The 26,961-nt window shown below is 46.5% G+C and carries 20 protein-coding genes; 9 read left to right on the forward strand and 11 right to left on the reverse strand.

What is annotated here, in order from left to right; all coding sequences use genetic code 11:
- Window positions 1-14: 14 nt before the first annotated feature.
- Together L0660_RS13400 and L0660_RS13405 are read right to left on the reverse strand one after the other, a co-directional pair.
- A complete protein-coding gene (locus L0660_RS13400) occupies window positions 15-1,253 on the reverse strand; it encodes an ice-binding family protein (RefSeq protein ID WP_235159923.1) in 1,239 nt (412 codons plus the stop codon).
- A gap of 97 nt (window positions 1,254-1,350) precedes the next feature.
- Complete coding sequence (locus tag L0660_RS13405; protein ID WP_233796491.1) at window positions 1,351-1,911, reverse strand: AraC family transcriptional regulator; 561 nt, start codon at window positions 1,909-1,911, stop codon at window positions 1,351-1,353.
- Between the two features lie 437 nt (window positions 1,912-2,348).
- Between L0660_RS13405 and L0660_RS13410 the strand changes: the two genes are divergently transcribed.
- From L0660_RS13410 to L0660_RS13420, 3 genes are read left to right on the forward strand one after another with little or no spacing between them, the layout of a single operon-like run.
- Window positions 2,349-5,552: a TonB-dependent receptor gene (locus L0660_RS13410; protein ID WP_235159924.1), complete on the forward strand. Its 3,204-nt coding sequence runs from the start codon at window positions 2,349-2,351 to the stop codon at window positions 5,550-5,552.
- Between the two features lie 12 nt (window positions 5,553-5,564).
- A complete protein-coding gene (locus L0660_RS13415; RefSeq protein WP_235159925.1) occupies window positions 5,565-7,448 on the forward strand; it encodes a RagB/SusD family nutrient uptake outer membrane protein in 1,884 nt (627 codons plus the stop codon).
- Window positions 7,449-7,456: 8 nt separating this feature from the next.
- Window positions 7,457-8,146: a DUF3823 domain-containing protein gene (locus L0660_RS13420; RefSeq protein ID WP_235159926.1), complete on the forward strand. Its 690-nt coding sequence runs from the start codon at window positions 7,457-7,459 to the stop codon at window positions 8,144-8,146.
- A 169-nt stretch (window positions 8,147-8,315) separates the two neighbouring features.
- On the opposite strand, the gene L0660_RS13425 is transcribed toward L0660_RS13420, so the two are convergent.
- From L0660_RS13425 to L0660_RS13450, 6 genes are all read right to left on the reverse strand, one after another.
- The gene (locus tag L0660_RS13425; protein WP_235159927.1) at window positions 8,316-9,221 is read right to left on the reverse strand and encodes an NAD(P)/FAD-dependent oxidoreductase; all 906 of its coding nucleotides are present in this window, start codon (window positions 9,219-9,221) and stop codon (window positions 8,316-8,318) included.
- 206 nt (window positions 9,222-9,427) lie between these two features.
- Window positions 9,428-10,852, reverse strand: coding sequence for an efflux transporter outer membrane subunit (locus L0660_RS13430; RefSeq protein WP_235159928.1), 1,425 nt, complete (start codon window positions 10,850-10,852; stop codon window positions 9,428-9,430).
- Between the two features lie 47 nt (window positions 10,853-10,899).
- Window positions 10,900-14,061 (reverse strand): efflux RND transporter permease subunit, encoded by a 3,162-nt coding sequence (locus L0660_RS13435; RefSeq protein ID WP_235159929.1) that lies wholly within the window; start codon window positions 14,059-14,061, stop codon window positions 10,900-10,902.
- A gap of 132 nt (window positions 14,062-14,193) precedes the next feature.
- The gene (locus L0660_RS13440) at window positions 14,194-15,372 is read right to left on the reverse strand and encodes an efflux RND transporter periplasmic adaptor subunit (RefSeq protein ID WP_233796484.1); all 1,179 of its coding nucleotides are present in this window, start codon (window positions 15,370-15,372) and stop codon (window positions 14,194-14,196) included.
- A gap of 93 nt (window positions 15,373-15,465) precedes the next feature.
- Window positions 15,466-16,026: a TetR/AcrR family transcriptional regulator gene (locus L0660_RS13445; protein ID WP_233796483.1), complete on the reverse strand. Its 561-nt coding sequence runs from the start codon at window positions 16,024-16,026 to the stop codon at window positions 15,466-15,468.
- Window positions 16,027-16,126: 100 nt separating this feature from the next.
- Window positions 16,127-17,647: a glycosyltransferase family 39 protein gene (locus tag L0660_RS13450; protein ID WP_235159930.1), complete on the reverse strand. Its 1,521-nt coding sequence runs from the start codon at window positions 17,645-17,647 to the stop codon at window positions 16,127-16,129.
- A 254-nt stretch (window positions 17,648-17,901) separates the two neighbouring features.
- On the opposite strand from L0660_RS13450, the gene L0660_RS13455 reads away from it, so the two are divergent.
- Complete coding sequence (locus L0660_RS13455; protein ID WP_235159931.1) at window positions 17,902-19,008, forward strand: Fic family protein; 1,107 nt, start codon at window positions 17,902-17,904, stop codon at window positions 19,006-19,008.
- 65 nt (window positions 19,009-19,073) lie between these two features.
- Entirely contained in the window at window positions 19,074-19,208 is a 135-nt protein-coding gene (locus tag L0660_RS26160; protein ID WP_255712329.1) for a hypothetical protein, read from the forward strand.
- A 13-nt stretch (window positions 19,209-19,221) separates the two neighbouring features.
- Here L0660_RS26160 and L0660_RS13460 read toward each other — a convergent pair whose 3' ends face one another.
- The gene (locus L0660_RS13460; protein ID WP_235159932.1) at window positions 19,222-19,542 is read right to left on the reverse strand and encodes a hypothetical protein; all 321 of its coding nucleotides are present in this window, start codon (window positions 19,540-19,542) and stop codon (window positions 19,222-19,224) included.
- Between the two features lie 169 nt (window positions 19,543-19,711).
- Window positions 19,712-20,266 (reverse strand): DUF4468 domain-containing protein, encoded by a 555-nt coding sequence (locus L0660_RS13465; protein WP_235159933.1) that lies wholly within the window; start codon window positions 20,264-20,266, stop codon window positions 19,712-19,714.
- A 114-nt stretch (window positions 20,267-20,380) separates the two neighbouring features.
- Here L0660_RS13465 and L0660_RS13470 point away from each other — a divergent pair, with 114 nt between their 5' ends.
- The 4 genes from L0660_RS13470 to purL all read left to right on the forward strand — a co-directional run bounded on the left by L0660_RS13470 (window position 20,381) and on the right by purL (window position 25,677).
- Window positions 20,381-21,208, forward strand: a complete 828-nt coding sequence (locus L0660_RS13470; RefSeq protein WP_235159934.1) for an SGNH/GDSL hydrolase family protein — start codon at window positions 20,381-20,383, stop codon at window positions 21,206-21,208.
- Window positions 21,209-21,269: 61 nt separating this feature from the next.
- Window positions 21,270-21,485 carry an antitoxin AF2212-like protein gene (locus L0660_RS13475; RefSeq protein ID WP_235159935.1) on the forward strand — a complete coding sequence of 72 codons (216 nt, stop codon included), beginning with the start codon at window positions 21,270-21,272 and terminating at the stop codon, window positions 21,483-21,485.
- A gap of 116 nt (window positions 21,486-21,601) precedes the next feature.
- The gene (locus L0660_RS26370; RefSeq protein ID WP_409013401.1) at window positions 21,602-21,880 is read left to right on the forward strand and encodes a type II toxin-antitoxin system VapC family toxin; all 279 of its coding nucleotides are present in this window, start codon (window positions 21,602-21,604) and stop codon (window positions 21,878-21,880) included.
- 128 nt (window positions 21,881-22,008) lie between these two features.
- The gene (gene purL, locus L0660_RS13480) at window positions 22,009-25,677 is read left to right on the forward strand and encodes a phosphoribosylformylglycinamidine synthase (protein ID WP_235159936.1); all 3,669 of its coding nucleotides are present in this window, start codon (window positions 22,009-22,011) and stop codon (window positions 25,675-25,677) included.
- A gap of 880 nt (window positions 25,678-26,557) precedes the next feature.
- Here the strand turns inward: purL and L0660_RS26165 are convergent.
- Entirely contained in the window at window positions 26,558-26,686 is a 129-nt protein-coding gene (locus L0660_RS26165; protein WP_255712330.1) for a hypothetical protein, read from the reverse strand.
- Window positions 26,687-26,961: the final 275 nt, after the last annotated feature.

Genomic DNA, 26,961 nt, shown 5'->3' on the forward strand with positions numbered 1-26,961 from the left:
AAAAATGCCTGTGATTATTTCTTCAAGACTTTCGCGCGGTCAACGGATCCGTCGGCGAAAATTACTTTAACTATGTACAGCCCGGCCGGAAAATGGTTGATATTGAATTCTGATACCGCATTCGACGAATCATTGTTTTTCTGGTCCATTATCAATTTCCCGGAAACATCCATGAATTGCACGCGTGCGATCTTATCCAGATCTTTCGAAAGAACGGAAAGGCGGTCAATGGTTGGGTTCGGATAAAGGGCTGTTCTGTTGGCAGACTGGAAATTAATACTCCTGATCCGGCTGAATGCAAAGGTCCCGTCCTTATCGATCATTTTCAGTCTGTACAAGTTGTTGCCTGTCTTTGGCGCAATATCCGAGAAAGAGTAGGAGAGTAGCTTGGTGCTTTCACCATTGGAAATTACACTTCCTACTGCAATCCACTGTTTGCCGTTTTGGCTGCGTTGTATTTCAAAACGATCACTGTTTGTCTCCGCTGTTGTTGCCCAGTTTAACGTAACCGAGGACTGCTCGCCTTTTTTTACATCGAAGCTTAAAAGCGTCACAGGAAGGGAAACTTCTACATTCGAGACAACATTACCGTTCAGCGATATTTTTCCAGCGGTCGAAAGCGCTCTTCCCGAAATAGTTGCACCTGCTCCCAGTGAGATGGCGCCTTCATTAACAACGGTGCCGATAAAATCAATGTCGGCTGCCAGGTTGAAAGCACCGTTGACTACCCAGTATACGTTCTTAGGCAATGTCCCGCCGGTTAAAACGATATTTGCAGGTGCGTCCACCGAAAGTGCTCCTCCTATCTTGATGATAAAAACAGCATCTGGATCATTGTTTCCGTTTAAAATAAGGCTGCCTGAAAAAGAAGTGGCCTCTGTGCTGCAATGTACGCCTGGGGCAAGCAGCGTCACGCCGTCCAGTGTGGCGGCTAGCGGAAACCCGCATGGATTAAGTGTTCCACTGGTCAGCACGCTATAAGCCGTAGCAACATCTGCGGCAGCCGCAACACCCTGGGTATCGCCAAAGTGGCTCTGCCCGACCAGCGTAACTGCATTGCCGGTCACAGCGCCTGTCCCGTTTCCGATGTCGCCGGTAACCAATGTTGTTCCTGTATTAGCAAACTCCCCAGCGGATGTATAAAGTGCAAATGTCTCAGCCCCGCCGAAAGTAGGCACGGTTTGAGCCATGCTTAAATGGCAAAGTGCAGAAAGCGAAACGGTCAGAATGTTGAAGAAGAAAGATGTTTTCATATATGCTTGAATAAATTGTGAAAGTATTTTCACCGCACAAATATGACCTTAACCCCTTCAAGTAATGTTATAGCATGTGTAGTATTAGTTATAACATTCACACGTTTTCCAAATTCCCGCTTCTTTTTCCTTTTAATTGTTTATAAAAAGACGGCGTAAGACCCGTAATCTGCTTAAACTGATTGGACAAATAGGCTACGCTGCTGTAATTCATTTTGTAAGATATCTGCGTCAGGTTCAGCTCGTCGTAAAGGATCAGTTCTTTTACCCTTTCAATTTTGTGTATGATGATAAATTGCTGGATCGTAATGCCCTTTACCTCGGAAAATACATTGGCCAGATAGGTGTAATCATAACCCAATTGCTGGCTGATGTAGTCTGAATGATTGATTTTGGGAAATTCATCAGAATGGTGGATCATCTGAATAATGAGGTTTTTAATTTTCTCAATCAGAATACTTTTTTTATCATCCATCAATTCCAGCCCGGATTTGAGCAGGTTGTTTTTTAGCATTTCACGCTGCTGCGGATATATTTCACCTGCAATTTCCACCATGCCCAAGTCAATGAGCGAGTAGGCTATCTCCAACTTGCGCAGTTCCTCCTCAACCATCATTTTGCACCGCAAGCTGACCATATACTTAATGTAGAGTTTCATTCAAATTGCGATCTATGTTTTGTTGATGGTCGCCAGCGTTCTCACGACCAGGCAAGAAAAGTAACCATAATAAATCAACATCCGACGAAATGAAATTTAATTTATACAATGAATTCTACGTATAGACTGACGACCATATTATAAAGGAGTCAGTTGTGTGATATTGCGACCGTGCACGAAGGAATACCCTGGTTTGCCGGACCCAAACAACATCAGGTACATATGGCATTATTTTTCAATAAAATGCCGGTTTATTTATAAAACACATCAAAATACAGTCAATACTAATCAAATCCTGAAATGTATTTGGTATTATATTGTGTTAAAATTGTATTGTAGAAACCGATTGAAACTTGTAGTATCATCACGAACTAATATTCCCCTATGAAACATTAATCCTGGTTTTCATTACTCACCTTTAAGCTAAACTCAATTTTATGAACCCATTTAGACAAAATCCCCTCCCGGGACTTTGCAGGCTTCTTTGTGCCGTGACGGTGGCAGGGATAATGCATTCTCCGGGTATTTTACAGGCTGCACCCGCACTCGGAGCGCCAGCAAACAGTCCGCACAGGCGCATTGATAAAACCCTGACCGGAAAGGTTATTGATGAAAAAAATACGCCATTGCCTGGCGTAAGCGTCATTATCAAAGGGACCAGCCGGGGAACGACCACTGGCACCGACGGAAGCTTTACACTGGTGGTTGAAGATGCGGCTCAGACGCTGACTTTTTCTTTCATAGGATACACATCGCAAGATGTAGCCATTGGCAATCAGTCTGCATTTAACATTACATTACTGCCTAGCAGCGAGGAGCTTACAGAAGTTGTGGTGGTAGGATATGGCACGCAATCTTCGGCGGCGGTAACGGGCGCGGTGAGCAACATTCAGGCCAAGGACCTGATCCGTACGCCATCGGTTGGTACTTCTGATGCGCTGGTGGGCCGCGTTCAGGGGATTACTGCCCGAAAAGCAGATGCACGCCCGGGTGCTGCGACCACTATCCAGATCCGGAACCTGGGAACCCCGCTTTTTGTCATCGACGGAATTCCCTCCGATGCGACCAACTTCAATAACCTGGGCCAGAACGATATTGAAAGTGTTTCGATCCTTAAAGATGCTTCTGCCGCAGTATATGGACTCCGTGCAGCGAACGGGGTTGTTTTGGTTACGACAAAAAGAGGAAAAGCAGGGGATGGTCCCGCCCGGATAAACATTTCGGGTTACTATGGTTTGCAGAATTTTACGCGCTATCCCAAGCCGGCGAGCGCTTACCAGCACATGCGGGGGCTTGTGGAATCGGACGTGAACCAGGGTCGTACGCCTTCTATTACGCCCGAGGAACTTGCCAAATGGAAAGCAGGGGCTGAAAAGGGTTATCAGAGTTTCGATTATTACAAAATGGTGATGCGTCCCAATGTGCCGCAATATTCATTGAACGCCAATGTATCCGGCGGCACGGAAAAGATCAGCTACTTCCTTTCTGTGGGTCATTTGAGCCAGGATGCCCTTATCAAAGATTACAGTTTCAAGCGTACCAACGTGCAGGCGAATGTGGAGTCGAGCATTACCAAGAGGCTGAAAGTCGGCGCGCAGATTAGTGCCCGTATCGAAGACCGTTTTCAGGTGGGTGTGCCTGGGCTGGACGATTATTTCAACCCTTTCCTGAGCATATTTACCATGTGGCCAACCGAACGCCCTTATGCCAATGATAATCCGAAATACATCAACCAGACTCATAATGTAAATGTGAACCCTGCTACCTACAAGCGGGATATTACGGGTTATATTGACGAGATCACACGCGTGGTGAAGGGCAACTTTTATGCGGAATACGATTTTGCATTCGGCCTGAAAGTGAAGGGAACGTATTCATATCAATACCACAATTTCGATTTTGATGGTTTTGAATACACTTACGATGCTTATAAATATGACGAGGCAACCGACAAATACAATGTTGTAGCAGGTGGGGGAAACCAGAATCCATGGCGCGAGCGTCGCAAACGCAACATTGTGGACCGCTTCGCACAGTTGCAGCTGAATTATAGCAAAACCTTCGGCGATCACGAGCTTTCCGCCGTTGCGGCTTACGAGCAGTCGGACAATGTGAACACTTACCTGGTTGTGCACACCGTTCCGCCAAATAATTACATTCCATTGATGTCTTTTGCGAATCAGGATTTGCTGATCGATGAGTGGAGTACCGAAGCCCGTGCAGGATACATTGGCCGTGTGAATTACAATTTCAAACAAAAATATCTGCTAGAAGCGGTGGGTCGTTACGATGGCTCTTTCCTATATGCACCGGGAAAAAGGTTCGGTTTCTTTCCCGGCGTTTCGGCGGGATGGCGGATCTCAGAGGAGAATTTCTTCAAGGGAAAGCTTGAAAACGTGTTCAGCAGCCTGAAAATCCGCGCTTCTTATGGTCGCACGGGGAGTGACAGGAACGCCACTGTTGTGAATGAGCCATTCATCGTATCGCCATTCAGTTATTTGCCCGGCTATAACTTCCTGCAGGGAAGCGCCATTTTTAATGGACAATACAATATTGGCGTAAGGCCGCGCGGGTTGCCCATTACGACGCTTTCCTGGATCACCAACATTTCTACCAACCTCGGAATTGACTTCGGTTTGCTGGGCGGGAAATTGAATGGTCAGGTTGATATTTTCCAGAGAAAAAGAGACGGACTTCCTGCTGCCCGTTATGACGTGCTGCTGCCATCAGAAGTAGGTTATACATTGCCCAACGAAAACCTGAACAGCGATACGCACCGGGGAATTGAAGGGGTGCTTACCTACAAAAGCGCAGTAGGTCAAATTGATTACACAGTTAGTGCCAACGCAACATTATCCCGCCGCCGTGACCTGGATTTCTATAAACCGCGTTTCGGGAACTCTTACAATGAATACCGCGACTCATACGTAGACCGCTGGGGCAACATTAACTGGGGTTACCAGGTTGAAGGGCAGTTTCAGTCGCAGGAACAAATTGAGAGTCACCTGATTGACAATGACGGACAAGGCAACCGCACACATCTTCCAGGGGATTTTATTTACAAAGACGTCAATGGTGACGGGATCATTAACACGCTGGACGAGCGCCCGATCGGTTATGCAGAAGGCGCCAATCCTTACCTGAGCTTTGCGCTTAATGGCAGCGTTTCCTACAAGGGTTTTTCGTTGTTTGCTGATTTTGCCGGAGCCTCGTTACAAAGTTTTCAGCGTGCTTTTGAATTAAAAATCCCTTACCAAAACAACGGGACATCGCCGCATTTTATGCTCGAAGACCGCTGGCACCGCGAAGATCCTTTCGATCCCAACAGCAAATGGATCCCCGGAACTTACCCTGCGATCAGAAAGGACAATTCCAGCCATGTGAATTTCCGCAAAAGTGATTTCTGGATTACCAATGTGCGCTATATCCGCCTCAGGAACATTGAGTTGGGTTATAGTTTTGATCAAAAAGTTTTCAAAAAACTGGGAAGCAGCGGCCTTCGCATTTATGTGAATGCCAGCAATCTGTTCTCAATCGATAATGTCAAGAAATACGAGATCGATCCTGAGATTTCGTCCGGTAATGCGCTCGTGTATCCGCAGCAGCGATTGTTTAATGCCGGTTTTAGTATCAATTTTTAATTCAAATCCGCTATGCAACGATTTTCAAAATATATCCTCGCTTTCTTCGTCCTGATCATGTCGGGATGTGCAGAGGAATGGCTGGACAGAAAGCCGCAAAACATTATCCTGGAAGACCAGATATGGAACGATCCCAAGCTGATAACCGGCCTGCTGGCCAACTATTACGACCGTTTGCCTTACCACACGGATCTTAACCACGGTTCCACAACGGATGCTACTATTCCCAATAAGGAAGGCTGGCAGGATTTTGCAGCATATGATGAGGCCATGTGGTCCAACAATGATGACGCACGGAACAACATTGTCACTTACGCATTCGAGCGATGGAGGCTTTGGGATTATGTGTTGGTAAGGGACATTAATCTTGCGCTTGAAAACATTGAAAAATTTGGCACTTCGCTCACGGATGAGCAGAAAATCCAGTTTTCAGCCGAACTTCGTTTCCTGAGAGCACAGGTTTATTTTGACCTGGTGAAAAGAATGGGCGGTGTGCCGCTGGTTACCAAGCAGTTGATATACGACTACAATGGTGATCCTTCATATCTGCAACAGCCGCGCGCCAAAGAAGAGGAAGTGTACGACTTTATTGCTTCCGAGCTCGATGCGATCAAGGACCAGCTGGGCAATGGCGGCAGCAACACGCGTGCCAATAAATACACGGCTATGGCATTGAAAAGCCGCGCCATGCTCTACGCCGGTTCGATTGCAAAATACAATAACCTGATGGCTTCACCGATTTCCACGCCGGGCGGGGAAGTAGGGATCCCGGCGTCACGTGCGGCCGATTATTATGCTAAATCACTGGCTGCTTCGGAGGAGATCATCAACAGCGGCGTGTATTCGCTTTACAAAACAAACCCAAACCTGGGGGAGAACTTTTACGATGCGGTAACCAAGAAATCCGCCAATCCCGAAATCATTCTTGCACAGGATTTTTTGGTAAGCAAAGACAAGCGACATGGCTTCACATATGACAACATTGCCCGCAATGTGCGCGAGGACAATTTGTCTTCTTCGTCGATAACGCCTTCGCTGAACCTGGTTGAAGACTTTGAATATCTGGACGGCACGTCCGGCGAGCTGAAAACACGTAACGCAGGGAATACAGATTACATTTACTACAATAATGTAGCAGATGTGTTTGCCAACAAAGATGCCCGCTTGTACGGCACGGTGGTTTATCCCGGAACATCTTTCCGCGGCACGCCTGTGCAGATCCAGGCCGGGGTAAAAGTTTGGAGCGCTACGACGAACAGCTTTCAAAATGTAGAATCGAACACATTGGGATCGACTTATGAAGATGGTGGCTTGCTAACCGGTTCATCGGGCCCGCAACGCTCTCAAACGGAGGTTACCAACTCTGGTTTTTATCTGAGAAAATATGTGGATCAAACCGCCATGTCCAGCACACGCGGCATCCGCAGCGACATGTGGTGGGTACGTTATCGTCTGGGTGAAATTTACCTGAACGCCGCGGAAGGAGCTCTGGAAACAGGCAAAACAGCAAATGCATTGAAATATGTAAACCTTGTCCGTGAACGTGCGGGATTTGGTGCAAACAGTCTTAAAGCCCTTACCATAGCCCGTTTGCAAAATGAAAGGCGCGTCGAGCTGGCTTTCGAAGACCATCGCGTATGGGACTTGAAAAGATGGCGCATTGCGCATGAGCTTTGGAACGGGAACGCTTCCAATCCCGATGCTGTGATGTATGCCTTATATCCATACCGCATTGTGCGCCCAGGGCATGCAACGCACGGAAAATACGTGTTCGACAAACTTGTTGCGCCCCGTTTCCGCGCGCCACGATTCTTCCAGATGGGCAATTACTATTCGTCCATTGAACAGATCGTGATCGATAATAACCCCAAAATTGTCAGGAACCCATTTCATTGATCCATTATATGAAAGCGAATCACATTCATTTTAAATTCCTGGCCATGCTGGCGCTCTCGGCGCTGCTTAATGCCTGCGAAAAAGACAACCGCGTGGAGCCAAAATCCGTGCTTACGGGCCGGGTTGTGTACGAAGGTCAGCCGATAGGGCTGCGCTCCAATGGTGTGCAGCTGGAACTCTGGCAACGGGGATATCAATTATTTACCAAAATCCCTGTGCATGTGAGGCAGGACGGTACATTCTCTGCCTCATTATTTGATGGTAATTACAAACTCGTCCGGCTGCGCGGCAACGGCCCGTGGGTGGACAACACGGATACCATTGACGTTGCCCTGAACGGGAGTGCAGAGCTGGATGTTCCGGTGCAGCCTTACTTTGTTTTTCAAAATGAAAACTATGCAAAAGGCGAGGGAAAGGTTTCCGTAACATTCAATCTGAAACAAATCAACACCTCCCGGACATTGGAAAGGGTGAATTTGTATATCGGCACCACCAGCATCGTAGATCCAAACAACAACGCCGGAAACGCCCAGGAAGTCGCCGCCAACATCAAAGATATCTCTAAGCCCATAACACTAACCGCAACTCTCTCGCCCGCGCTAGCCGGAAGGGATTATGTATATGCAAGAGTAGGCGTGAAGACGTCCGGAGTAGGAGAGATGCTGTTCGGCATGCCGCAGAAGGTGCTGTTGAAGTAGGTTGTTGCCAGCTCTGTCATGCTGAGCGTACCATCCCTGTCATGCTGAGCGTACTAACCCTGTCATGCTGAGCGGAGTCGAAGCACGCTGCTCCTTGGTAACGTGCTTCGCCTCCGCTCAGCATGACAAGGTTAGTAGCTCAGCATGACAGGGATGGTCTGATATAGCTTTAAAACGCCTCTTCAATCAGCTCCCGATTGATCAGTGCGCCGGCCATGCTGCCGGCTGAGACTGCCAGGGCTACGGACCGGGCCATGTGGGAGTTGTCTCCTGCTGCGTAGATGCCCGGGACGGTGGTTTGCTGAAACGTTTCCAGCTTTATGAGCCCGGTTTCTGTAAGTGCGCAGCCCAGTTGTTCGGGGATGGTTGAATGTTGTTTGAATGCGGGACGGGAATAAATTGCTGTGATGGGCTCCTCGGATTGGTCTTTGAAAACGATTTTTTCGAGGAGCCCATTTTTATGGATCAGCAACGCGATGGGTTTGTCGACGATGCGGATGTTGCGGCCAGACAGTTTTTCAGTTTGCTCAGGCGTAAGTTCGGAAGCGCCATTTGTGAAAATGGTGAGATCTTTGGTCCAGTTCGAGATCAGTTTGGCGTATTCAAAACCTGCACCGCCATTGGCCAGGATGCCGGTTTTTTCGTTTTTTACCTCATATCCATGGCAGTAGGGGCAATGTATGACAGATATTCCCCAGCATTCGGCATAACCTGCAATGTCTGGCATCTGATCTTTTAGTCCTGTGGCGAAAATCAGTTTTTTGGCAGTGAATGTGTCGCCGGTTGCAGTTGCTATCTCAAATCCATTTTCTGTTTTGCGGCCGGTTTCGGCCAGCCCATCGTGAAATTGCACGGTCGGGTAATTTGCAACTTGTTCTTTGCCCAATAGTGCGATTTCTTCTGGCGTCCGCCCGTCTTGTGTGAGGAAGTTGTGTGAATGTGGCGTTTGGGCATTGCAGGGTTTGCCGCTGTCGATAACCAATGTCTTTCTTAATGACCTGCCCAGGCTCATTGCCGCCGACAGTCCGGCGTAGCTTCCGCCAATAATAATTACTTCAAAATCAGTATTTTCCATGATGCTAAATGCTGTAAAGATTTAATGCTCAGCCGCTTTTATCGACCGTGCGATGATAACGTAAAGATAGGAAATGCTGTCTTATATGCAACGTTGTTGCAAGTTTAAGTTCTCTTATAAAGCAAAAAACCGGAGACCAATCAAGATCCCCGGCTTTTTGCTTCTGCATTCAACTAAATCATGGCTAATAAAGTATCATAAAAAACTCATTTCCAACCGCCGCCTAGGCTCCGGTAAAGATCTACCCGGGCAATGAGAGACTGGCTGCGGATGAATGCGAGGTTCAGTTCAGCTTGTAAAGCATTGCCCTGTGCAGTGATCACTTCCAGATAATTGGCCATATCACTTTTGTAAAGTAATTGTGCATTGGTAATGGCTGCCTGTAAAATAGTTACCTGATTATTGGCGATCGCTTCCTGCTCTTTCAATTTTTGGGTTTGAACCAAAGAATTGGAAACCTCGCCCACCGCATTCAGCACCGACTGACGGAACTGGATCACCGACTGTTCGCGCTGTATTTTGGCAACTTCCAGATTGGTTTTCAACTCCCGTCTTGCCAGAATAGGACGCGCAATGGTCCCGGCTGCCAAGCCAAACAATGACCCCGGAATGTTGAACCAGTTGCTGGATTTGAACGATTCGATCCCGCCGGCTGCGGTAATGATCAGTGACGGATACATACTTGCCTGTGCAACACCCAATTGCGCATTGGCCACCAAAACGGACATTTCAGCAGCCCTGACATCAGGACGGCGGCTCAAAACACCCGCCGGCACACCGGTTGCCAGGCTGTCGCTGGCATTGAAATCGGAGAGCTGCACGTTGCGCGCAATGCTGTCAGGCATTTGTCCGGTCAATATTTGCAAGGCATTTTCCTGAATCGCAATGTCCTGTTCCAGCTGCGGAATAAGCAAGGCGATGGACTCGCGCTGGGCTTCGGATTGTTGGATAGAAAGCGAGGTAACCTCTCCTGCATCTTTCAAAAGACGGGTCAGGCGCAAAGTATTATCGCTCAATTCCAGGTTGCTTTTGGCAATTGCCAGTTGTTTGTCCAGCATTAAAAGATTGAAAAAACCCTTGGCAATGTCCGCAACAAGCTTGGTTTGAACCGCTTTTGTTGCTTCATAAGTTTGCAGATACTGGCCTAATGTAGCCTGCTGCTGCCTGCGGATCTTGCCCCAGATGTCTGCTTCCCAGCTCAGGTTCACTGCGCCGAGATAGTTTTCAATGTGCTTCGATTTTAGAAAATTACTTGCACTAAGTCCGTTCAAACTGTTGCTGGAAGGACGGTTGTAGGTGCCTGTAATCTGTAAATCCAGTGTTGGGATCTGTAAAAATTTCGCCTGTTTAACCTGCTGCTCGGCCACGTCAATACGTTTCAAAGCCAGTTGCAGGTCATAATTATAGGACAATCCGCGCTGGATAAGCCCTTGCAGCGTGGTGTCCGGGAAGAATTTTCTCCATTCCATGTCCGCAGTGGTCGCCGTGTCGGCAAAAGTGACATTGCGATACTGGGTAGGCAGGGCGACTTCCGGCCGCTGATAGTCTTTGCTCACTTTGCAGGAGGCGATCAGCACCGTTGCCAGCAGGGAAAGCGGGATATAGAATTGTCTAAATTTCGGTTTCATCATTGTGGTTCTTTGTTGTGGTAGTCGGTTTTGTATTTCAAAAAGGCAGATCAATGTGCTGCACTTTCACTGCCCAGTTCTTTGGGCTTACCGACAAATTTCTCCTGTAAATATTGAAAAATGACATACAGAACCGGGATCACAAAAATCCCGAATATCACGCCCGTCAACATCCCGCCAACCGCACCTGTTCCGATAGAACGGTTACCCAGAGCTGAACCGCCGGTTGCTCTCATCAAGGGGATCAGTCCCACGATAAAGGCAAATGATGTCATCAAAATGGGCCTTAACCGCAACCGCGAAGCTTCCATCGCCGACTCAACGATCGTCATGCCTGCTTTACGGCGCTGCACAGCATATTCAATGATCAGGATGGCATTTTTGGCGAGCAAACCGATGAGCATGATCAAGCCGACCTGTACATAAATGTTGTTTTCAATGCCCGATAAATTAATGAAAAGCATTACTCCGAAAACACCCAGAGGGATCGTGAAAATCACCGCAAAAGGCAGGATATAGCTCTCATACTGAGCCGCCAGCAAGAAATAAACGAACACAAGGCTCAAAACAAAGATCAAAAGGATCTGCGAACCTGCATTGATTTCTTCCCTTGTCATACCCGTCCATTCCGTTCGGTAATTGTTTGGTAAAACCTCCGCTGCAGTTTCCTGCACGGCGCGTATGGCATCCCCCGTGCTATACCCGGGTTTTGGTGTTCCGTTGATCGCCACGGCATTGTACAGGTTGTTGCGCGTAACTGTTTCCGGTCCGAAAACGCGTTTTAATGTCACGAGCTGATTGGCAGGCACCATTTCACCCTCCGTATTCTTAACATGAATATTGTTCAAAGAGGCAGGATTGGCACGATAAGAAGCATCCGCCTGCGCCATTACCCGGTAATATTTACCGAAACGGTTGAAATCCGAGACAAAGCTGCTGCCATAATAGATTTGCAATGTTTGCAAAAGCTCATTCACAGGCACATTTAGTTGCTTCGCTTTGGCATTGTCGATTTCCAGCATATACTGCGGATTTGCAGTCGCAAATGTGGTGAAGGCATAAGCAATCTCTTTTTTCTGCATCAGGGCCGCCAGGAACTTATTGGTTGTAGCGCTTAGCTTTTCCAGCGAACCATTGCCGCGGTCTTGCAGCATAAATTCAAAACCACTCACATTACCAAAACCATCCACGGTCGGGAATGTAAAGAAAAACACGTTGGCATCATTCACAGCCCTTACTTTCTGCGACATCATAGCCACGATCTGATCAAAATTCTTCACGTCGCCGCGTTCCGCCTGAGGCTTCATCTTGATAAAACCAACACCATAGGGCGATGCATTGGAATTGGAGATAATGTTCATCCCTTCCACAATGTAACGGTTCTCGGCAATCGGTGAGCCTTTTACAATGCTATCAACCTGTGCCATTGCACGTTGCGTACGGTCCAGCGAGCTTCCCGGAGGCGTGTTAAGCGCATATAAGAGAAAACCCTGGTCCTCTGTCGGAATAAAACCCGTCGGGGTTGTTTGTGTTAACCAAAGTGTTGAGCCTGTGATAACCAGCAAGCCTACAATGGTGATCCATTTACGTTTTACCAGGAATTGCAGGCTGCGGATATATTTGTCCGTCATCGTCTGGAAACCTGTATTGAAAGCAGAGAAAAACCTGGCAGAAAAGCCTTTTTGGACTAAATGTCCATTTTGTGACTGATTCGCATGCGGGTTTTTTAAGAACAACGCACATAATGCAGGGCTTAATGTCAAGGCGTTAAGTGCTGATATTAGGATGGCTATGGCCAGCGTGAAGGCAAATTGCCGGTAAAAGACCCCGGCCGGACCTTGCATAAAACCAACCGGAACAAAAACCGCCGCCATAACCAATGTGATGGAAATGATAGCGCCCGAGATCTCGTTCATCGATTCTTTTGTGGCAGGGCGGGCATCCATATGCGTGAGCTCCATCTTTGAATGGACGGCCTCGACGACGACGATGGCATCATCGACTACAATCCCGATGGCAAGAACCAATGCAAACAGCGTCAGGAAGTTAATGGTAAAACCAAAAATCTGCATGAAGAAAAACGTCCCTACAATGGCCACAGGCACCGCAATGGCCGGGATCAGTGTCGAACGGAAATCTTGCAGGAATATATACACGACGATGAAAACCAGGATAAATGCCTCGATCAATGTCGTCCGCACCTGACCGATGGACTCATCCAAAAAGTCTTTGGAGTTGTACATAATGGTCGTCTTCATACCCTTAGGAAGCGTTTTTTCGAAATCAGCCAGCAATGCTTCGGCCTGAATCAGGATCTCGTTTGCGTTTGTTCCCGCAGTCTGGAAAACGGCTACGCCGGATGAAGGATCGCCATTTAACTTGCCATTGGATGAATAGGTGTAAGAACCAAACTCAACCCGGGCCAGATCCTTCAACCGGATTACCGAACCATCACTATTGGCTTTGATGATAATGTTCTCGTATTCAGTGTTCTGCGTTAGCTTTCCTTTGTATTTCAATACATATTCGAAAACCTCCTTGCTACTCTCACCCAAACGGCCCGGTGCCGCTTCAAGGCTTTGCTCACGAATGGCATTCGTAACTTCCTGCGGCGATAATTTGTAGGCCGCAAGGCGGTCGGGTTTCAGCCAAATCCGCATGGAATAATCCCTGGTTCCGAATGGCTGGGCCTGTCCGACACCGGGTATACGTTGCAGCTGAGGCACCAAATTTATCTTGATATAATTTAATAAGAACGTCTCGTCATAAGTGCTGTCTTCACTGGACAAAGCCACAAACATAATGATGCTGTTCTGCTGCTTCTGCGTCGAAATCCCGGCCTGGACTACTTCCTGAGGAATCTGGCTTACTGCTTTGGATACGCGGTTCTGCACGTTAACCGCGGCAATATCAGGATCTGTGCCTTGTTTGAAATAAACATTCAGCGCCATCGTGCCATCATTATTGGACGACGACGTCATATAGGTCATGTTTTCAACACCGTTTACGGCTTCTTCAATCGGCGTCGCCACCGCACGGGCAACCACTTCGGCGTTGGCGCCGGGGTAAACCGCTGTGACTTGTACAGTCGGCGGGGCAATGTCGGGGAATTTGGTAATAGGCAATGTCGTCAGCGCGATACCTCCTAATAGTAATATAAGGATGGAGATAACCGTCGAAAGGACAGGCCTTTCTATAAATTTCTGAAACATAAGTATGCTGTTGTGCTCCGGAGTGTCAGAGCATGGTTGAGTGAATTTTGTGTTGCACACGGATAGCGGTCCATAGCACAAGGTCGCTATGGCGCTATTCGTGGGGTGGGACCACTTTTTTGTTAAATGAGCTTATATAGGATTGGCTAGTAGCAGGCTGTCCATTGACATATTCTGAGGAGCAATGGCCATTCCGTCCCTGAGTCTGTCCAAACCGTTGTACACGATCTTTTCGCCAGGTTTCAAGCCTTTGGAAATCAGATAGTAACGGCCGCTTCGGTCAGAAACTGTTACTGGTCGGCCTTCCACTTTATTGCTGTCCAGAAGTGTGTAGACAAACACCTTGTCTTGCAGTTCAAATGTGGCTTCCTGTGGAATCAGGACAGATCTGGTAAGTTCTCTGGGAATCCGCACACGTCCGGTGTTACCTGAACGCAAGAGCCCGTTAACGTTCGGGAATGTTGCCCTGAAATTGATAGCGCCCATGGTTTTGTCAAACTGGCCCTCTACAACTTCAACTTTTCCTTTTTGCGGATACACGCTGTTATCGGCCAGAAGCAGCTCAACAGCAGGGATTTGCTTGATTTTCTGCTCCACGGTGTTGCCTGGAAACTGGTTTTTGAATTCAAGGAAATCCAGCTCGCTCATCGAGAAGTAAACGTGAATGTCCTTCGTTTCGGACAGCACCGTAAGTGCTTCCATGGTCCCTTTGCCCACAAGGCTTCCGGTTTTAAAAGGAATCGTGCCGATATAACCATCGGCAGGTGCTTTGATAGACGTATACCCAATGTTGATTTTGGCAGCATCCACGGCGGCTTGCGCCTGGGCAACATTGCCCCTGGCAGCTTCGTAAGCTGCTTTTGCGGATTTTAACTGCACATCAGAAATCACATTGTTGGCTACGAGCGGCGTAAGTTTATCCACGTTAATGGCTGCACTTTCCAAAGCAGCTTTTGCAGACTGCAGACTTGCGTTGGCGGTGTTCAGCTGCTCGGTATACGGGCGTGCATCAATGTGAAAGAGCGTCTGACCCTTTCGTACATACGCACCTTCGTCGACCGAGATTTTATCAAGGTAACCGTCGACTTGCGGGCGGATCTCGATATCGCGGCTTCCTTCTATGGATGCGGTGAATTCCCTGTAAGCTGTAACCTGCTGGTCACTTACGGTGAGTACGGGCAGCGACTGGGCTGGCATTTCGGCCGGTGCGTTGGCTGTGGAAGAGCCGCAGCTGTAAAATGCGCCGGCCATTGTAGTTAAGAATAGAATTGAGGCAAGCTTTCTTGTTTTGGTTAGTTGGTCCTTTTTCACGGCTATGAAGGTTGTTTTTTGTGGTGGAAATAGACTTTTTTCAGAGATAGTGTGGTTATTATAACTAACAGTGTTAGCTTATTTTCAAAAAAATTATAAATTTTTTATGAATGCTTCCACTGTGTCATCCATTACTTTTTTGTTCATTGTAGAATCGTCGATATCGGAGCAGCGCATCATTACGATTGAAATCAAACCATGAAGTACCGACCAGAACGCATAAATTTTAAAGCAGGTTTCATCATCGCTCGATTTTTTTTCCTTTACAATTCCCTCAATGGCCTGTCCGATATAATCGCGGAAACAGTTTAACTGAGGCTTCACTTTTCCGATCCCGGAGCAGGGCATACCCAGTCCGTACATCAGTTGGTAATATTCAGGATTCTTGAATGCGAAGCTCCAATAGGCCTCGGCGTGTGCTTTGAGTAGTTGCTTTGGGTCCTGGTATTTTTTCTTGTTCTTTTCGAGCGTTCTTTCCAGCAACCGAAAACCATCCATAGAAAGTTCAAAAAGGATGGCTTCTTTATTTTCGAAGTGATCGTAAATGACAGGAACGCTGTACTCAATGGCATCGGCGATTTTCCGGATCGACAGGGACTGCCAACCTTCATCCTTTACCAGCTGCAAGGCAACGGACAAGATATTGGTCCGCATGTTTTCTTTCTGCCTTATTCTTCGTTCAACTATTCCCATTCTTCAAAATATACCTAACGGTGTTAGCAAAGGTAGGGGTGTTGTTTGAGTTTGTCAAGCATTAATCCCATTTGTTTTCCTCAATGTCGCTTTTCAGAATGTTATTGATGGAAACTTTTGCATCAAGGAGCACATAAATGCTCGTTCCGTGCTCCCGTGCGTAGGGGTTTTCTACTTTTCCAATGCGGCGGATTGTCCCGAAAAGCGGTTTTTCCTTGTTACGTTCCGGATCGTCATCATCTGCATTCTGAACCAGGATCAAATGTTTAATTTCTTCATCCAGAGGCACCCAGTTGATGTAATCCGCATTCATGGTCACTGCCTGGATATTTTTGAATTTGGAATAATAGTTAATCGCACCTGCCTGTCCGTAATTATCGCAAAGCACAACGGTGTGTTTTTTGTCACTGATTTTCGCGTATTCCGCATCCACTTTTTGTGCAAGTTCCTTCCAGCCAAGCATATCCGCAAAGTCCTGGGGCAGCTCATGGTCTTTTCCATCTTCCCAGCGAAGCAAGCCGAGTTTTTGATACGGTTTTGAATTTTTCGCAATTTCAGACGGACTTTTAGTCGGAAATGCCACCTGAAAAATAGGAATGAACAACGCCAAACTGATCACAATAGACACTGGCCGGAGCCATATCAGGCGATTTTGAAATAAATATTCAAGATAAACCGCTCCGAACGCGATGAAGATCGGATAGAGCCCGATGGCATAATATCCCTTGGCCCTCAGATAGGTAAACAATGCGAGCGTAAACACAAGCGACCAGAAAAATGCCTGGTATTTTCTGAATGCAGGATAGGTAAAAAAAGAAGCAAATGCAGCCAGGATAACGAAGATCGAGCCTATAAAATAAAGGAGTTGCTCTTTGAGAAAATCAATCCTGTTCACATTCACCAGCTGCGATTTGGCGAGCAGTTTCATGTGATGAATAACCGGAAAATTGTTTTGATACTGCCAAAGCAAATTCGGCAAGATGATAATCAGCGTAATGAGTGCTGCAATGTATAATGACTTGTTTCTAAGTATTTTAAAGTTTCCTGTAACCAACAGCGCAGGAGCCAGGCCAGTCACCAGGAACACAATGTTATATTTATTCAGAAAACTAAAACCAAGCACAATGCCGGCTATGTAAAGCCATTTATTTTTTTCTGTTTTGAGATAATGCAGAATGCAAAAATAGAGCAGTGTCCAGCCCAGAATGTCGGCGGAATTGGGCTGATAAAGCATATTCATGCGCAATAGCACCGAAAAAGTGATGGCTGTTGCACCTAACAGCAATGCATACAAACCACCGCCCAGCGCCTCGATGGCCTTCCAAACCGTAACCAATGTTAACACACCAAAAAGCGCCGGGAAAAATCTCACCCAAAATTCACCATTTCCCAGCAGCAGGATAATATAAGAGATCCAGGAAGTGAACGGTGGCACCGACAAATATCCCCAGGCCATATGTTTACCCTGATCGAGATGTAAATATTCATCCCGGTGCAGATCATATTCCGGCGCAATGATCACATAATGCAGGATAAATTTTACAAGTATAAAAAGGCAGAGGAACAGCGTTTTCCTATTCATTTCAAGAGGTTGAAGGCAGATTTTCTTATTTTCGTTTTGAAGTAACTAAGTTGGCAATTCGCTTGCACTTTCAATGAGCAATCCAATTTTTTTTATCATAATTAGCTGAAAAATGGAAATAACTTACAAAGCCTGCATAATGGTTCTACTTAACAGGCAGTATAGTTATTGAGTTACAGCTTTGAGCCGAATAAAACGCTTATTCGGCTCAAATTTTGTATATATTTGAGCCGAATAGAAAATCTAATCGACTCATGGCTTATAATTGGGAACTTTCGGACTGGCCCGAGTTTGTGTTTTCAAGCAACGATGTAGAGGCAATACTCTATGATTTTGCTATGGAAACTGGTGAGATCACTGGTATTCTCAGATCTCTGCCAGCGGATATTCAGCAGGAATCGCTCTTAGAACTGATGCTTTCCGAGGCTATCAAAACATCGGAGATCGAAGGAGAGTTTTTGAGTCGGCTCGACGTAATGTCGTCGATAAGGAATAATCTTGGCCTTAACGAAACGCATGAGCAAGTCCGCGATCCAAAGGCTCGTGGCATAGGCGCACTCATGGTGGATGTGCGTAAAACATTCTCCGAACCGCTTACTGATAAAGCATTATTCCACTGGCATAAGCTCCTCTTTACATCAGAAACCCGCATTCAGGTGGGGCGTTGGCGAACGGGCGCTGAGCCTATGCAAGTGATTTCTGGGAGCATAGGAAAAGAAGAAGTGCATTTTGAAGCGCCGCCATCAACTATTGTTCCGGCAGAAATGGAGCGTTTTCTTGTTTGGTTTAACGAAACAGCGCCGGCCGGAAACCGTGTCATTAGCAGCGCACCGGTTCGGGCTGCCATTGCGCATTTGTATTTTGAAACCATTCACCCTTTTGAAGATGGGAATGGTCGGATCGGCCGTGCAATTGCCGAAAAAACATTATCCCAAACGTTAGGGCGCCCCATTATGATGAGCTTGTCGCGGACCATAGAAGCCGACAGAAAGGGTTATTATGCCGCTCTGAAAAAGGCGCAACGGAGCAATCACATTACAGAATGGATCAACTATTTTGTAAACATTACATTGCAAGCGCAGCGCGAAAGCCGTGAACTGATTGATTTTACATTAAAGAAAACACAGTTTTTTGACCAGCATAAAGAGCGTCTCAATGAACGCCAGCTGAGAGTGGTTCAACGCATGCTCGAAGCAGGTCGAGCCGGTTTTGATGGAGGAATGTCAGCAAAAAAATACATGAGCATTGCCAAAACCTCAAAAGCCACAGCCACCCGCGATTTGCAAACACTGCTCGAAATGAACGTGTTACAAGCCGAGGGCGGCGGCAGGAGTGTCCGTTACAATCTCACGATTGGCTAAAAGATTATATAAAGAACTGCCAGCTTCAGCAACCTGAGCGATAATCACAACAAACAAATAACACAATGGCATGGAATCCGGAGACGTATAATAAATTTAAAGATGAGCTGACCGGGTTTCAAAGACTTTCACCTGTTCTGAATATCGAGGACTATGCGCGGATTTTGTTTGAAAACGGAGGAAGTGAGATTACGGTTTAAAAGGATCATTATATCAGCTGTATTTTAGGTCGGCAGCATGACTGGCCTTGTTGTCGGCAACCATTTCGTTTAATTCGTCAAGGATTTGTTTCATCTCCCGATCCGAAACGCCGCTATGGCGAAGCTGTAAGATGCCAGCCAGCTGTGCATTAAGCCTTTTTAATTGCCAGTATTTGGAATGATTGGGCCCAATAGGAGGGTAAAATGTGTTTTCATCAGGATCCTTCACTAGTACGATGAGCTCGAAAGCCACCCGTGAATGATTTTGTACAGCATTGGCAAAAACCTTTACACACCTCCCGGTTTTCAAGGTAATTTCACGTTCGAAGTCCATTGAGTAGTGATGCTTTTTAAGGGCGATAGTCTGACACAAGGAGTAAGGAAGCGTATCAAACGTTGCACACAAAAGCATTTTTATTCTCAGGATAAGGCATACAGGCAGCTAACTGGCTGGAACAGATAGCCATGTTGCTTTTGCAAAAAATCTTTATTTTATCAGTCAACTATTCTGCCGACGCTGTCAGCGACAATTTGAGATCGGACATAAGTTTGAACATGGCATTATTGACCCCGTCAAGGTCGGCTTTTGCATTTTTCAGGTTATTTTCCGCTTCCGTGCGTTTTTTCTTGCTTTGCTCGGTTTTGACGGCCACTTCCTTTTCCATCACGGCATCATTGTCCTTTACCCCCAGCCTGACGGGGCTGTGCGTGGTAGAAATACCGTCCAGCTTGTCAATCCGGACATTGTACTGCTGGTCTTTGCATTCAATGGTGAGGTCAAAACGGACATATTCATAAGTAATGCTGGACACTGGCGCATAGCTCGTTAGAATGAGCTTACCCAGCTGTGGGTCTTCAAATGTGACGGCGTTTTCATAATTGCCAAATGTCTTGCTGATCCAGTTCTGGGCTTCTTTAAATATTTCCGATTTCGCTTTCTTGGGCTGTCCGGAATCGGAATAGAACACATTTTTCTGCGCGTCGAGCGGGAGTAAGCCGGATTGGGGAAAGCCTTTTTGGCCAATAAAAAGAAGCAGGATCAGAAGTAATTTTTTCAAAATGATTGCGGATGTTTTGGGTGATAAAGGTAATAACAAAAGTTTTGGCAGCGTGATCGGCTGCCGGTTCCCCCGGAATTAATATATTCGGGCTGCCACTTATCCTGAACCCATATGAGAGAGTATTTATTGTTCCTGGTTATATTTTTGACTTGCCTTGCCTCGGCTCCCCGCCGGATTTCCTGGGTCGCCATCGGCGATTCGATCACTTATCTGAATGATCACCAGGACGAAACCGGCAACCGAATTACCAAAGGATATATGACGTTAATTAGCGAAAAATTTCCGCGTGTCAGCTACATTAATAAGGGTTACAACGGCTGGACGTCGATCAACATTGCGGATAAAATTGAAACGCTGGAATTGCCTGAGGCGGAAGTTTACAGTGTTTTTTTAGGGACAAATGATTGGTGGCAGGGCAAGGATCTTGGCACTATTTCTGATTATGAACAAAAAACGGGGACTAAGACCGTATATGGCGCATTTCGCGTGATTACCGACAAATTAAAGCAGTTGAATAAAAAGGCGAAGATCATTCTGATAACGCCCATGCAAAGAGGTGATTTTGTCTATATCAACAACCAGAAAAACAACGCATTCGGCTCCTATAAACCTAAAAACGGGCAGAACCTGGAAGAATTTGCAAACGCCATTTCGGCCATTGGCAAACTCGAAAAAATCCCTGTTGTGGATCTTTATCATGATAGCGGTATGACGGTTGAAAATTTGGTTAATTTTAAAAAACTCAAAGACCCAGCCACCGGCAACTACACGAACTTCACCTACCCAGACTACACCACCATCCCCTTTGATCCCGAAAAAGATGAATATCCCTATCCTCCGGAATCTATAAACATGACCTATGATGGCTTGCACCCATCCGACAAAGGCTACAAGATCATTGCGGAGATGGTTGAAAAGAAGTGGAAGGGTTTGCGGTGAATAATGAGAAGGCAAATTGCCGACAATTGGGTATATTTGAGTTAAGAAAACACGCAGGATTATGCTTACTGTTATAGAAGGCACCTATGAAAATGGACAGGTTATCCTTGATCATAAGCCAAAAATTGAGAATAAAACCAAAGTCGTAGTCATATTCGAGGAAACTGAAATGCCTGCTCAAACTTTAATAAGACGCCCTTTTGGTATTTCAAAAGGGAACATCACACTAAGCCCGGACTTTAATGATCCTCTGGACGACTTAAAAGATTATATGTAAATGAAAGTTTTGCTGGATACACATGCTATGTTATGGTTTATCGAAGGTGATCGCCAATCTCACACAAAGCCAGACAAATTATAGAAGATACGAATAATGAGGTTCTGATAAGTGCGATAAGTCTTTTCGAGATTTCGATTAAGCTCAAACTGAGCAAACTGACCCTGCGTAAATCGCTGACGGATATATTTCAAGACATTAAAAATGCCGGAATTGTAACTATCTCAATTGAAAATAGGCATCTTCTGGAGTATCATAGCCTCGAACTTAATCCAGAACACCGTGATCCCTTTGATCGTCTGATCATTGCAACTGCAATCTCGGAAAAAGCAGCGATTGTGAGTGTCGATCAGCATTTTGCTTACTATCAGAATCTGGTGGAAATTCTTTGGTAGGGTTGAAAAATTGGAGGAAACGGAACAACTGTACTGATTTTGACTGTTACCTTACAAGAGCGCAATTTTTCCACTTCAAATGGGCATTGGGAAAAAAATCAGTTACCTTTGCGCCATAATTCGATACCATGATCTACTTTTTTGCAGACGAACAGAACACTGTTTTTGCGGTCCAGATAGAGCGAACGCTAACAGAATCAGATACTTCCAAATTAAGCTGGCTTTTTGGCGGCGCGGAACTCCGGGATGAAACCGTCATCACGGAGTTTTTTGTTGGTCCCCGTGCGGCGATGATTACGCCGTGGAGCACCAATGCCGTTGAGATTACCCAGAATATGGACATCCAGGGCATCATACGCATTGAGGAATTTAAAAAAGTGTCAGTCGATTTTACGGATTTCGATCCGATGCTTTCGCAGAAATACAGCGAGCTGAACCAGGACATTTATACAATCAGCATTCAACCGGAATCTATCCTGGAAGTGGCTGATATTGCTGCTTATAACAAGCAGGAAGGCCTTTCGTTGAGTGATGAGGAGGTTGATTATTTAAATAAATTAGCTGAAAAGCTGAACCGCAAATTAACGGATTCAGAAGTTTTTGGTTTTTCTCAGGTCAACTCGGAGCATTGCCGTCACAAGATATTTAACGGAACGTTTGTGATTGACGGTGAGGAGCAGCCGGTTTCATTGTTCAAGCTGATCCGTAAGACTTCGGAAGCAAATCCGAATTCGATCGTTTCTGCATATAAGGATAATGTTGCGTTTGTGAAGGGGCCGGTTGTGCAGCAATTTGCGCCAAAAAGACCAGATGTTCCTGAATATTATGAGATTAAAGATTTTGAATCCGTTCTTTCACTGAAAGCGGAAACGCATAATTTCCCTACAACCGTTGAACCATTCAATGGTGCCGCAACCGGTTCTGGTGGAGAAATCCGTGATCGACTTGCAGGCGGACAAGGCTCTTTGCCTCTGGCAGGCACGGCGGTTTATATGACGGCATTGTCTCGATTGGAGGAAAACCGGCCTTGGGAAAAAGGCGTTGAGGAGCGCGAATGGCTTTACCAGACGCCTATGGATATCCTGATCAAGGCTTCTAATGGGGCAACTGATTTTGGGAATAAATTCGGGCAGCCGCTGATCGTAGGATCCGTGCTGACATTTGAGCATGAGGAACTGGGCCGGAAGTTGGGTTATGATAAAGTGATCATGCAGGCAGGTGGCGTTGGTTATGGCATTGCAGATCAGGCCAAAAAATCCAAACCTGAAACCGGCGATCAGATCGTGGTGATGGGTGGTGAGAATTACCGGATCGGCATGGGCGGTGCGGCGGTTTCTTCTGCCGACACGGGCGCGTTTGGTTCCGGCATCGAGCTTAATGCGATCCAACGCTCCAATCCTGAAATGCAGAAGCGCGTTGCCAATGCTGTTCGCGGGATGGTGGAAAGCGGTAACAATTCAATTGTTTCTATCCACGATCACGGCGCCGGCGGACATTTGAACTGCCTTTCCGAGCTTGTTGAAGAAACAGGCGGGCACATTAACCTGGATAAATTGCCTGTGGGCGATCCGACGCTTTCTGCCAAAGAGATCATTGGTAATGAGTCTCAGGAGCGTATGGGGCTGGTAATCGGTAAGGAAAATCTTGAAACATTGAAACGCATTGCCGACCGTGAACGCGCACCACTTTATCAGGTGGGTGAAGTGACCGGTACGCATCGTTTTACATTCGAGTCTGAGAAAACCGGTGCGAAGCCGATGGACCTGGAAATGGATGATATGTTTGGCAGTTCGCCTAAAACGGTGATGGCTGACAAAACCATTGAAAGAAATTACGGGCCTGTCACTTACGAAATTGGCAAGCTGCATGAATATTTGGAACAAATGCTGCAACTGGAAGCAGTAGCAAGCAAAGACTGGCTGACGAACAAGGTGGACCGTTGCGTGGGCGGGCATGTGGCCAAGCAGCAGTGCGCGGGACCTTTGCAGTTGCCGTTGAACAATGTCGGCGTTATGGCGCTTGATTTTCAGGGAAAAGATGGAATCGCAACATCAATCGGTCATGCACCGCTTTCGGCACTGATTGATCCTGCTGCGGGAAGTCGTAATGCCATTGCGGAAGCGCTCTCCAACATTGTTTGGGCACCATTGAAAGATAATCTGACGAGCGTTTCGCTGTCTGCAAACTGGATGTGGGCTTGCAAAAACGAAGGAGAGGATGCGCGTTTGTATAAGGCTGTGAAAGCTTGCTCGGAATTTGCGATCAGTCTGGGAATCAACATTCCAACGGGCAAGGATTCGCTTTCTATGAAGCAGAAATACAAAAATGACGAAGTGATTGCGCCGGGAACGGTCATTATCTCAGCGGCCGGACATTGTGATGACATTACTGCTGTGGTTGAGCCGGTTTTGAAAAAGACAGGCGGGTCGATTTATTATATCAATCTTTCGGGAGATACATACAAGCTGGGCGGGTCGTCATTTGCTCAGATATTGAATAAAATTGGTGATCAAACGCCTGACATTCAGGATGCAAACAAATTCAAAACTGCATTTAATGCCATTCAGCAATTGATCAAAGAAGGTAAAATTCAGGCTGGTCATGACATCGGCAGCGGCGGCTTGATCACAACATTGCTTGAAATGTGCTTTGCAGACCGTGATCTGGGCGCTTGCATTGATCTTTCAGCACTTGGTGATCAGGATATTATTGAAAAGCTGTTTGCTGAAAATATTGGCATCGTTTTCCAGGCCGACGAGTCCGCCGAATCGTTACTGGAAGCGCAGGGCGTTGATTTCCATAAGATCGGGGCCGTAAATATGGCTTCTACACTGACAGTGAAAGATGCTGCTGGCAAGTGGGATTTTGATATTGAAACTTTGCGTGATGTTTGGTTCAAAACTTCCTATTTATTAGACAGGAAACAAACCAAGCCGGAGCTTGCTAAGGAGCGTTTTGATCATTATAAAAATCATTTGCTGCGCTACACATTCCCTGCTCATTTTGATGGTAAAAAGCCTGCTATCGATGAGTCCAAGCCGAGACCGAAGGCAGCGGTGCTTCGTGAAAAAGGAAGTAATTCGGAAAGAGAATTGGCCAATGCCATGTATCTGGCTGGCTTTGACGTGAAAGATGTGCATATGACGGATCTTATCTCGGGTCGGGAAACTTTGGAAGACATCCAGTTCATAGGTGCAGTAGGAGGGTTTTCCAATTCCGATGTTCTGGGTTCTGCGAAAGGCTGGGCCGGGGCATTTCTTTACAATGAAAAAGCGAAGATTGCTCTGGAAAAATTCTTTGCACGTGAGGATACATTGTCTGTCGGGGTTTGCAACGGCTGCCAGCTTTTTGTTGAGCTTGGTTTGATCAATGGAAACCATGAGAAGAAACCCAAAATGCTACACAATGCGAGCGGTAAGCACGAAAGTATTTTTACCTCGCTGACGATTCAGCCTAACAAATCGGTCATGCTTTCCACACTGGCAGGCAGCACATTAGGCGTTTGGGTTTCCCACGGAGAAGGCCGGTTTGACTTCCCGTATTTGGAAGATCAATACAAGATCGTTGCCAAATATGCCTATGAAACTTATCCAGCCAATCCAAACGGCTCGGGTTTCAACACTGCGATGCTTTGCGACGAAACAGGCCGCCACTTGGTAATGATGCCGCATATCGAAAGGTCACTTTTCCAATGGCACTGGGCAAACTATCCGGAAGGAAGGAAAGATGAGGTGAGTCCTTGGTTGGAGGCATTTGTGAACGCCCGGAAGTGGGTTGAGGGGGTTCTCCGGGATTGAAATCCCGGGTTATGGATTTGTTGTGCCTGACGGCACTTTTTTTTGGTGGATGTTAGTGCTGTCAGGCACGGTTCATATTTCGGGTCAGGATTTATCCTGGCCTGTGTTTTTTCTCCGGGATTGAAATCCCGGGTTATGTATTGTTGTGCCTGACGGCACTTTTTTTTGGTGGATGTTAGTGCCGTCAGGCACGGTTCATGTTTATGGGTCAGGATTTATCCTGGCCTTTGTTTTTTCTCCGGGATTGAAATCCCGGGTTATGGATTGTAGTGCCTGACGGCACTTTTCCTGTTGGATGTAAGTGCCGTCAGGCACATTTCATATTTCGGGTCAGGATTTATCCTGGCCTTTGTTTTTTCTCCGGGATTGAAATCCCGGGTTATGGATTTGTTGTGCCTGACGGCACTTTTTCTTGGTGGATGTTAGTGCCGTCAGGCACGATTCATATTTCGGTTCAGGATTTATCCTGGCCTGTGGTAGCACTTTCTTGTCGGATGTTAGTGCCCTCAGGCACATTTCATATTTCGGTTCAGGATTTATCCTGGCCTGTGGTAGCACTTTTCCTGTTGGATGTAAGTGCCGTCAGGCACATTTCATATTTCGGGTCAGGATTTATCCTGGCCTTTGTTTTTTCTCCGGGATTGAAATCCCGGGTTATGGATTTGTTGTGCCTGACGGCACTTTTTCTTGGTGGATGTTAGTGCCGTCAGGCACGATTCATATTTCGGTTCAGGATTTATCCTGGCATGTGGTAGCACTTTTCTTGTTGGATGTTAGTGCCGTCAGGCACGATTCATATTTCAGTTCAGGATTTATCCTGGCCTGTGGTAGCACTTTCTTGTCGGATGTTAGTGCCCTCAGGCACATTTCATATTTCGGTTCAGGATTTATCCTGGCCTGTGGTAGCACTTTTCCTGTTGGATGTAAGTGCCGTCAGGCACATTTCATATTTCGGGTCAGGATTTATCCTGGCCTGTGGTAGCACTTTCTTGTCAGATGTTAGTGCCATCAGGCACGGTTCATAGTTATGGGTCAGGATTTATCCCGGCCTTTGGTAGCACTCTCTTGTCGGATGTTAGTGCCGTCAGGCACGGTTCATATTTCGGGTCAGGATTTATCCTGGCCTTTGGTAGCACTTTCTTGTCAGATGTTAGTGCCATCAGGCACGGTTCATAGTTATGGGTCAGGATTTATCCCGGCCTTTGCGCAATCTCAAGGCTTTCCCTAAACCTTTCGATATACCAAAGCCTCCTTAGGAAAAGTGATAATGTTCTCTGTGGTAAT

The organism is Dyadobacter sp. CY351, assembly GCF_021502625.1.
In the GTDB taxonomy this organism is placed as follows: domain Bacteria; phylum Bacteroidota; class Bacteroidia; order Cytophagales; family Spirosomataceae; genus Dyadobacter; species Dyadobacter chenhuakuii.

What these genes read in the sequence shown, in the direction of transcription:
- L0660_RS13400 (WP_235159923.1), bottom strand. Translation starts at nt 1,253, where the DNA reads ATGAAAACATCTTTCTTCTTCAACATTCTGACCGTTTCGCTTTCTGCA.
- L0660_RS13405 (WP_233796491.1), bottom strand. Translation starts at nt 1,911, where the DNA reads ATGAAACTCTACATTAAGTATATGGTCAGCTTGCGGTGCAAAATGATG.
- L0660_RS13410 (WP_235159924.1), top strand. Translation starts at nt 2,349, where the DNA reads ATGAACCCATTTAGACAAAATCCCCTCCCGGGACTTTGCAGGCTTCTT.
- L0660_RS13415 (WP_235159925.1), top strand. Translation starts at nt 5,565, where the DNA reads ATGCAACGATTTTCAAAATATATCCTCGCTTTCTTCGTCCTGATCATG.
- L0660_RS13420 (WP_235159926.1), top strand. Translation starts at nt 7,457, where the DNA reads ATGAAAGCGAATCACATTCATTTTAAATTCCTGGCCATGCTGGCGCTC.
- L0660_RS13425 (WP_235159927.1), bottom strand. Translation starts at nt 9,221, where the DNA reads ATGGAAAATACTGATTTTGAAGTAATTATTATTGGCGGAAGCTACGCC.
- L0660_RS13430 (WP_235159928.1), bottom strand. Translation starts at nt 10,852, where the DNA reads ATGATGAAACCGAAATTTAGACAATTCTATATCCCGCTTTCCCTGCTG.
- L0660_RS13435 (WP_235159929.1), bottom strand. Translation starts at nt 14,061, where the DNA reads ATGTTTCAGAAATTTATAGAAAGGCCTGTCCTTTCGACGGTTATCTCC.
- L0660_RS13445 (WP_233796483.1), bottom strand. Translation starts at nt 16,026, where the DNA reads ATGCGGACCAATATCTTGTCCGTTGCCTTGCAGCTGGTAAAGGATGAA.
- L0660_RS13450 (WP_235159930.1), bottom strand. Translation starts at nt 17,647, where the DNA reads ATGAATAGGAAAACGCTGTTCCTCTGCCTTTTTATACTTGTAAAATTT.
- L0660_RS13455 (WP_235159931.1), top strand. Translation starts at nt 17,902, where the DNA reads ATGGCTTATAATTGGGAACTTTCGGACTGGCCCGAGTTTGTGTTTTCA.
- L0660_RS26160 (WP_255712329.1), top strand. Translation starts at nt 19,074, where the DNA reads ATGGCATGGAATCCGGAGACGTATAATAAATTTAAAGATGAGCTGACC.
- L0660_RS13460 (WP_235159932.1), bottom strand. Translation starts at nt 19,542, where the DNA reads ATGGACTTCGAACGTGAAATTACCTTGAAAACCGGGAGGTGTGTAAAG.
- L0660_RS13470 (WP_235159934.1), top strand. Translation starts at nt 20,381, where the DNA reads ATGAGAGAGTATTTATTGTTCCTGGTTATATTTTTGACTTGCCTTGCC.
- L0660_RS13475 (WP_235159935.1), top strand. Translation starts at nt 21,270, where the DNA reads ATGCTTACTGTTATAGAAGGCACCTATGAAAATGGACAGGTTATCCTT.
- purL (WP_235159936.1), top strand. Translation starts at nt 22,009, where the DNA reads ATGATCTACTTTTTTGCAGACGAACAGAACACTGTTTTTGCGGTCCAG.
- L0660_RS26165 (WP_255712330.1), bottom strand. Translation starts at nt 26,686, where the DNA reads ATGGCACTAACATCTGACAAGAAAGTGCTACCACAGGCCAGGATAAAT.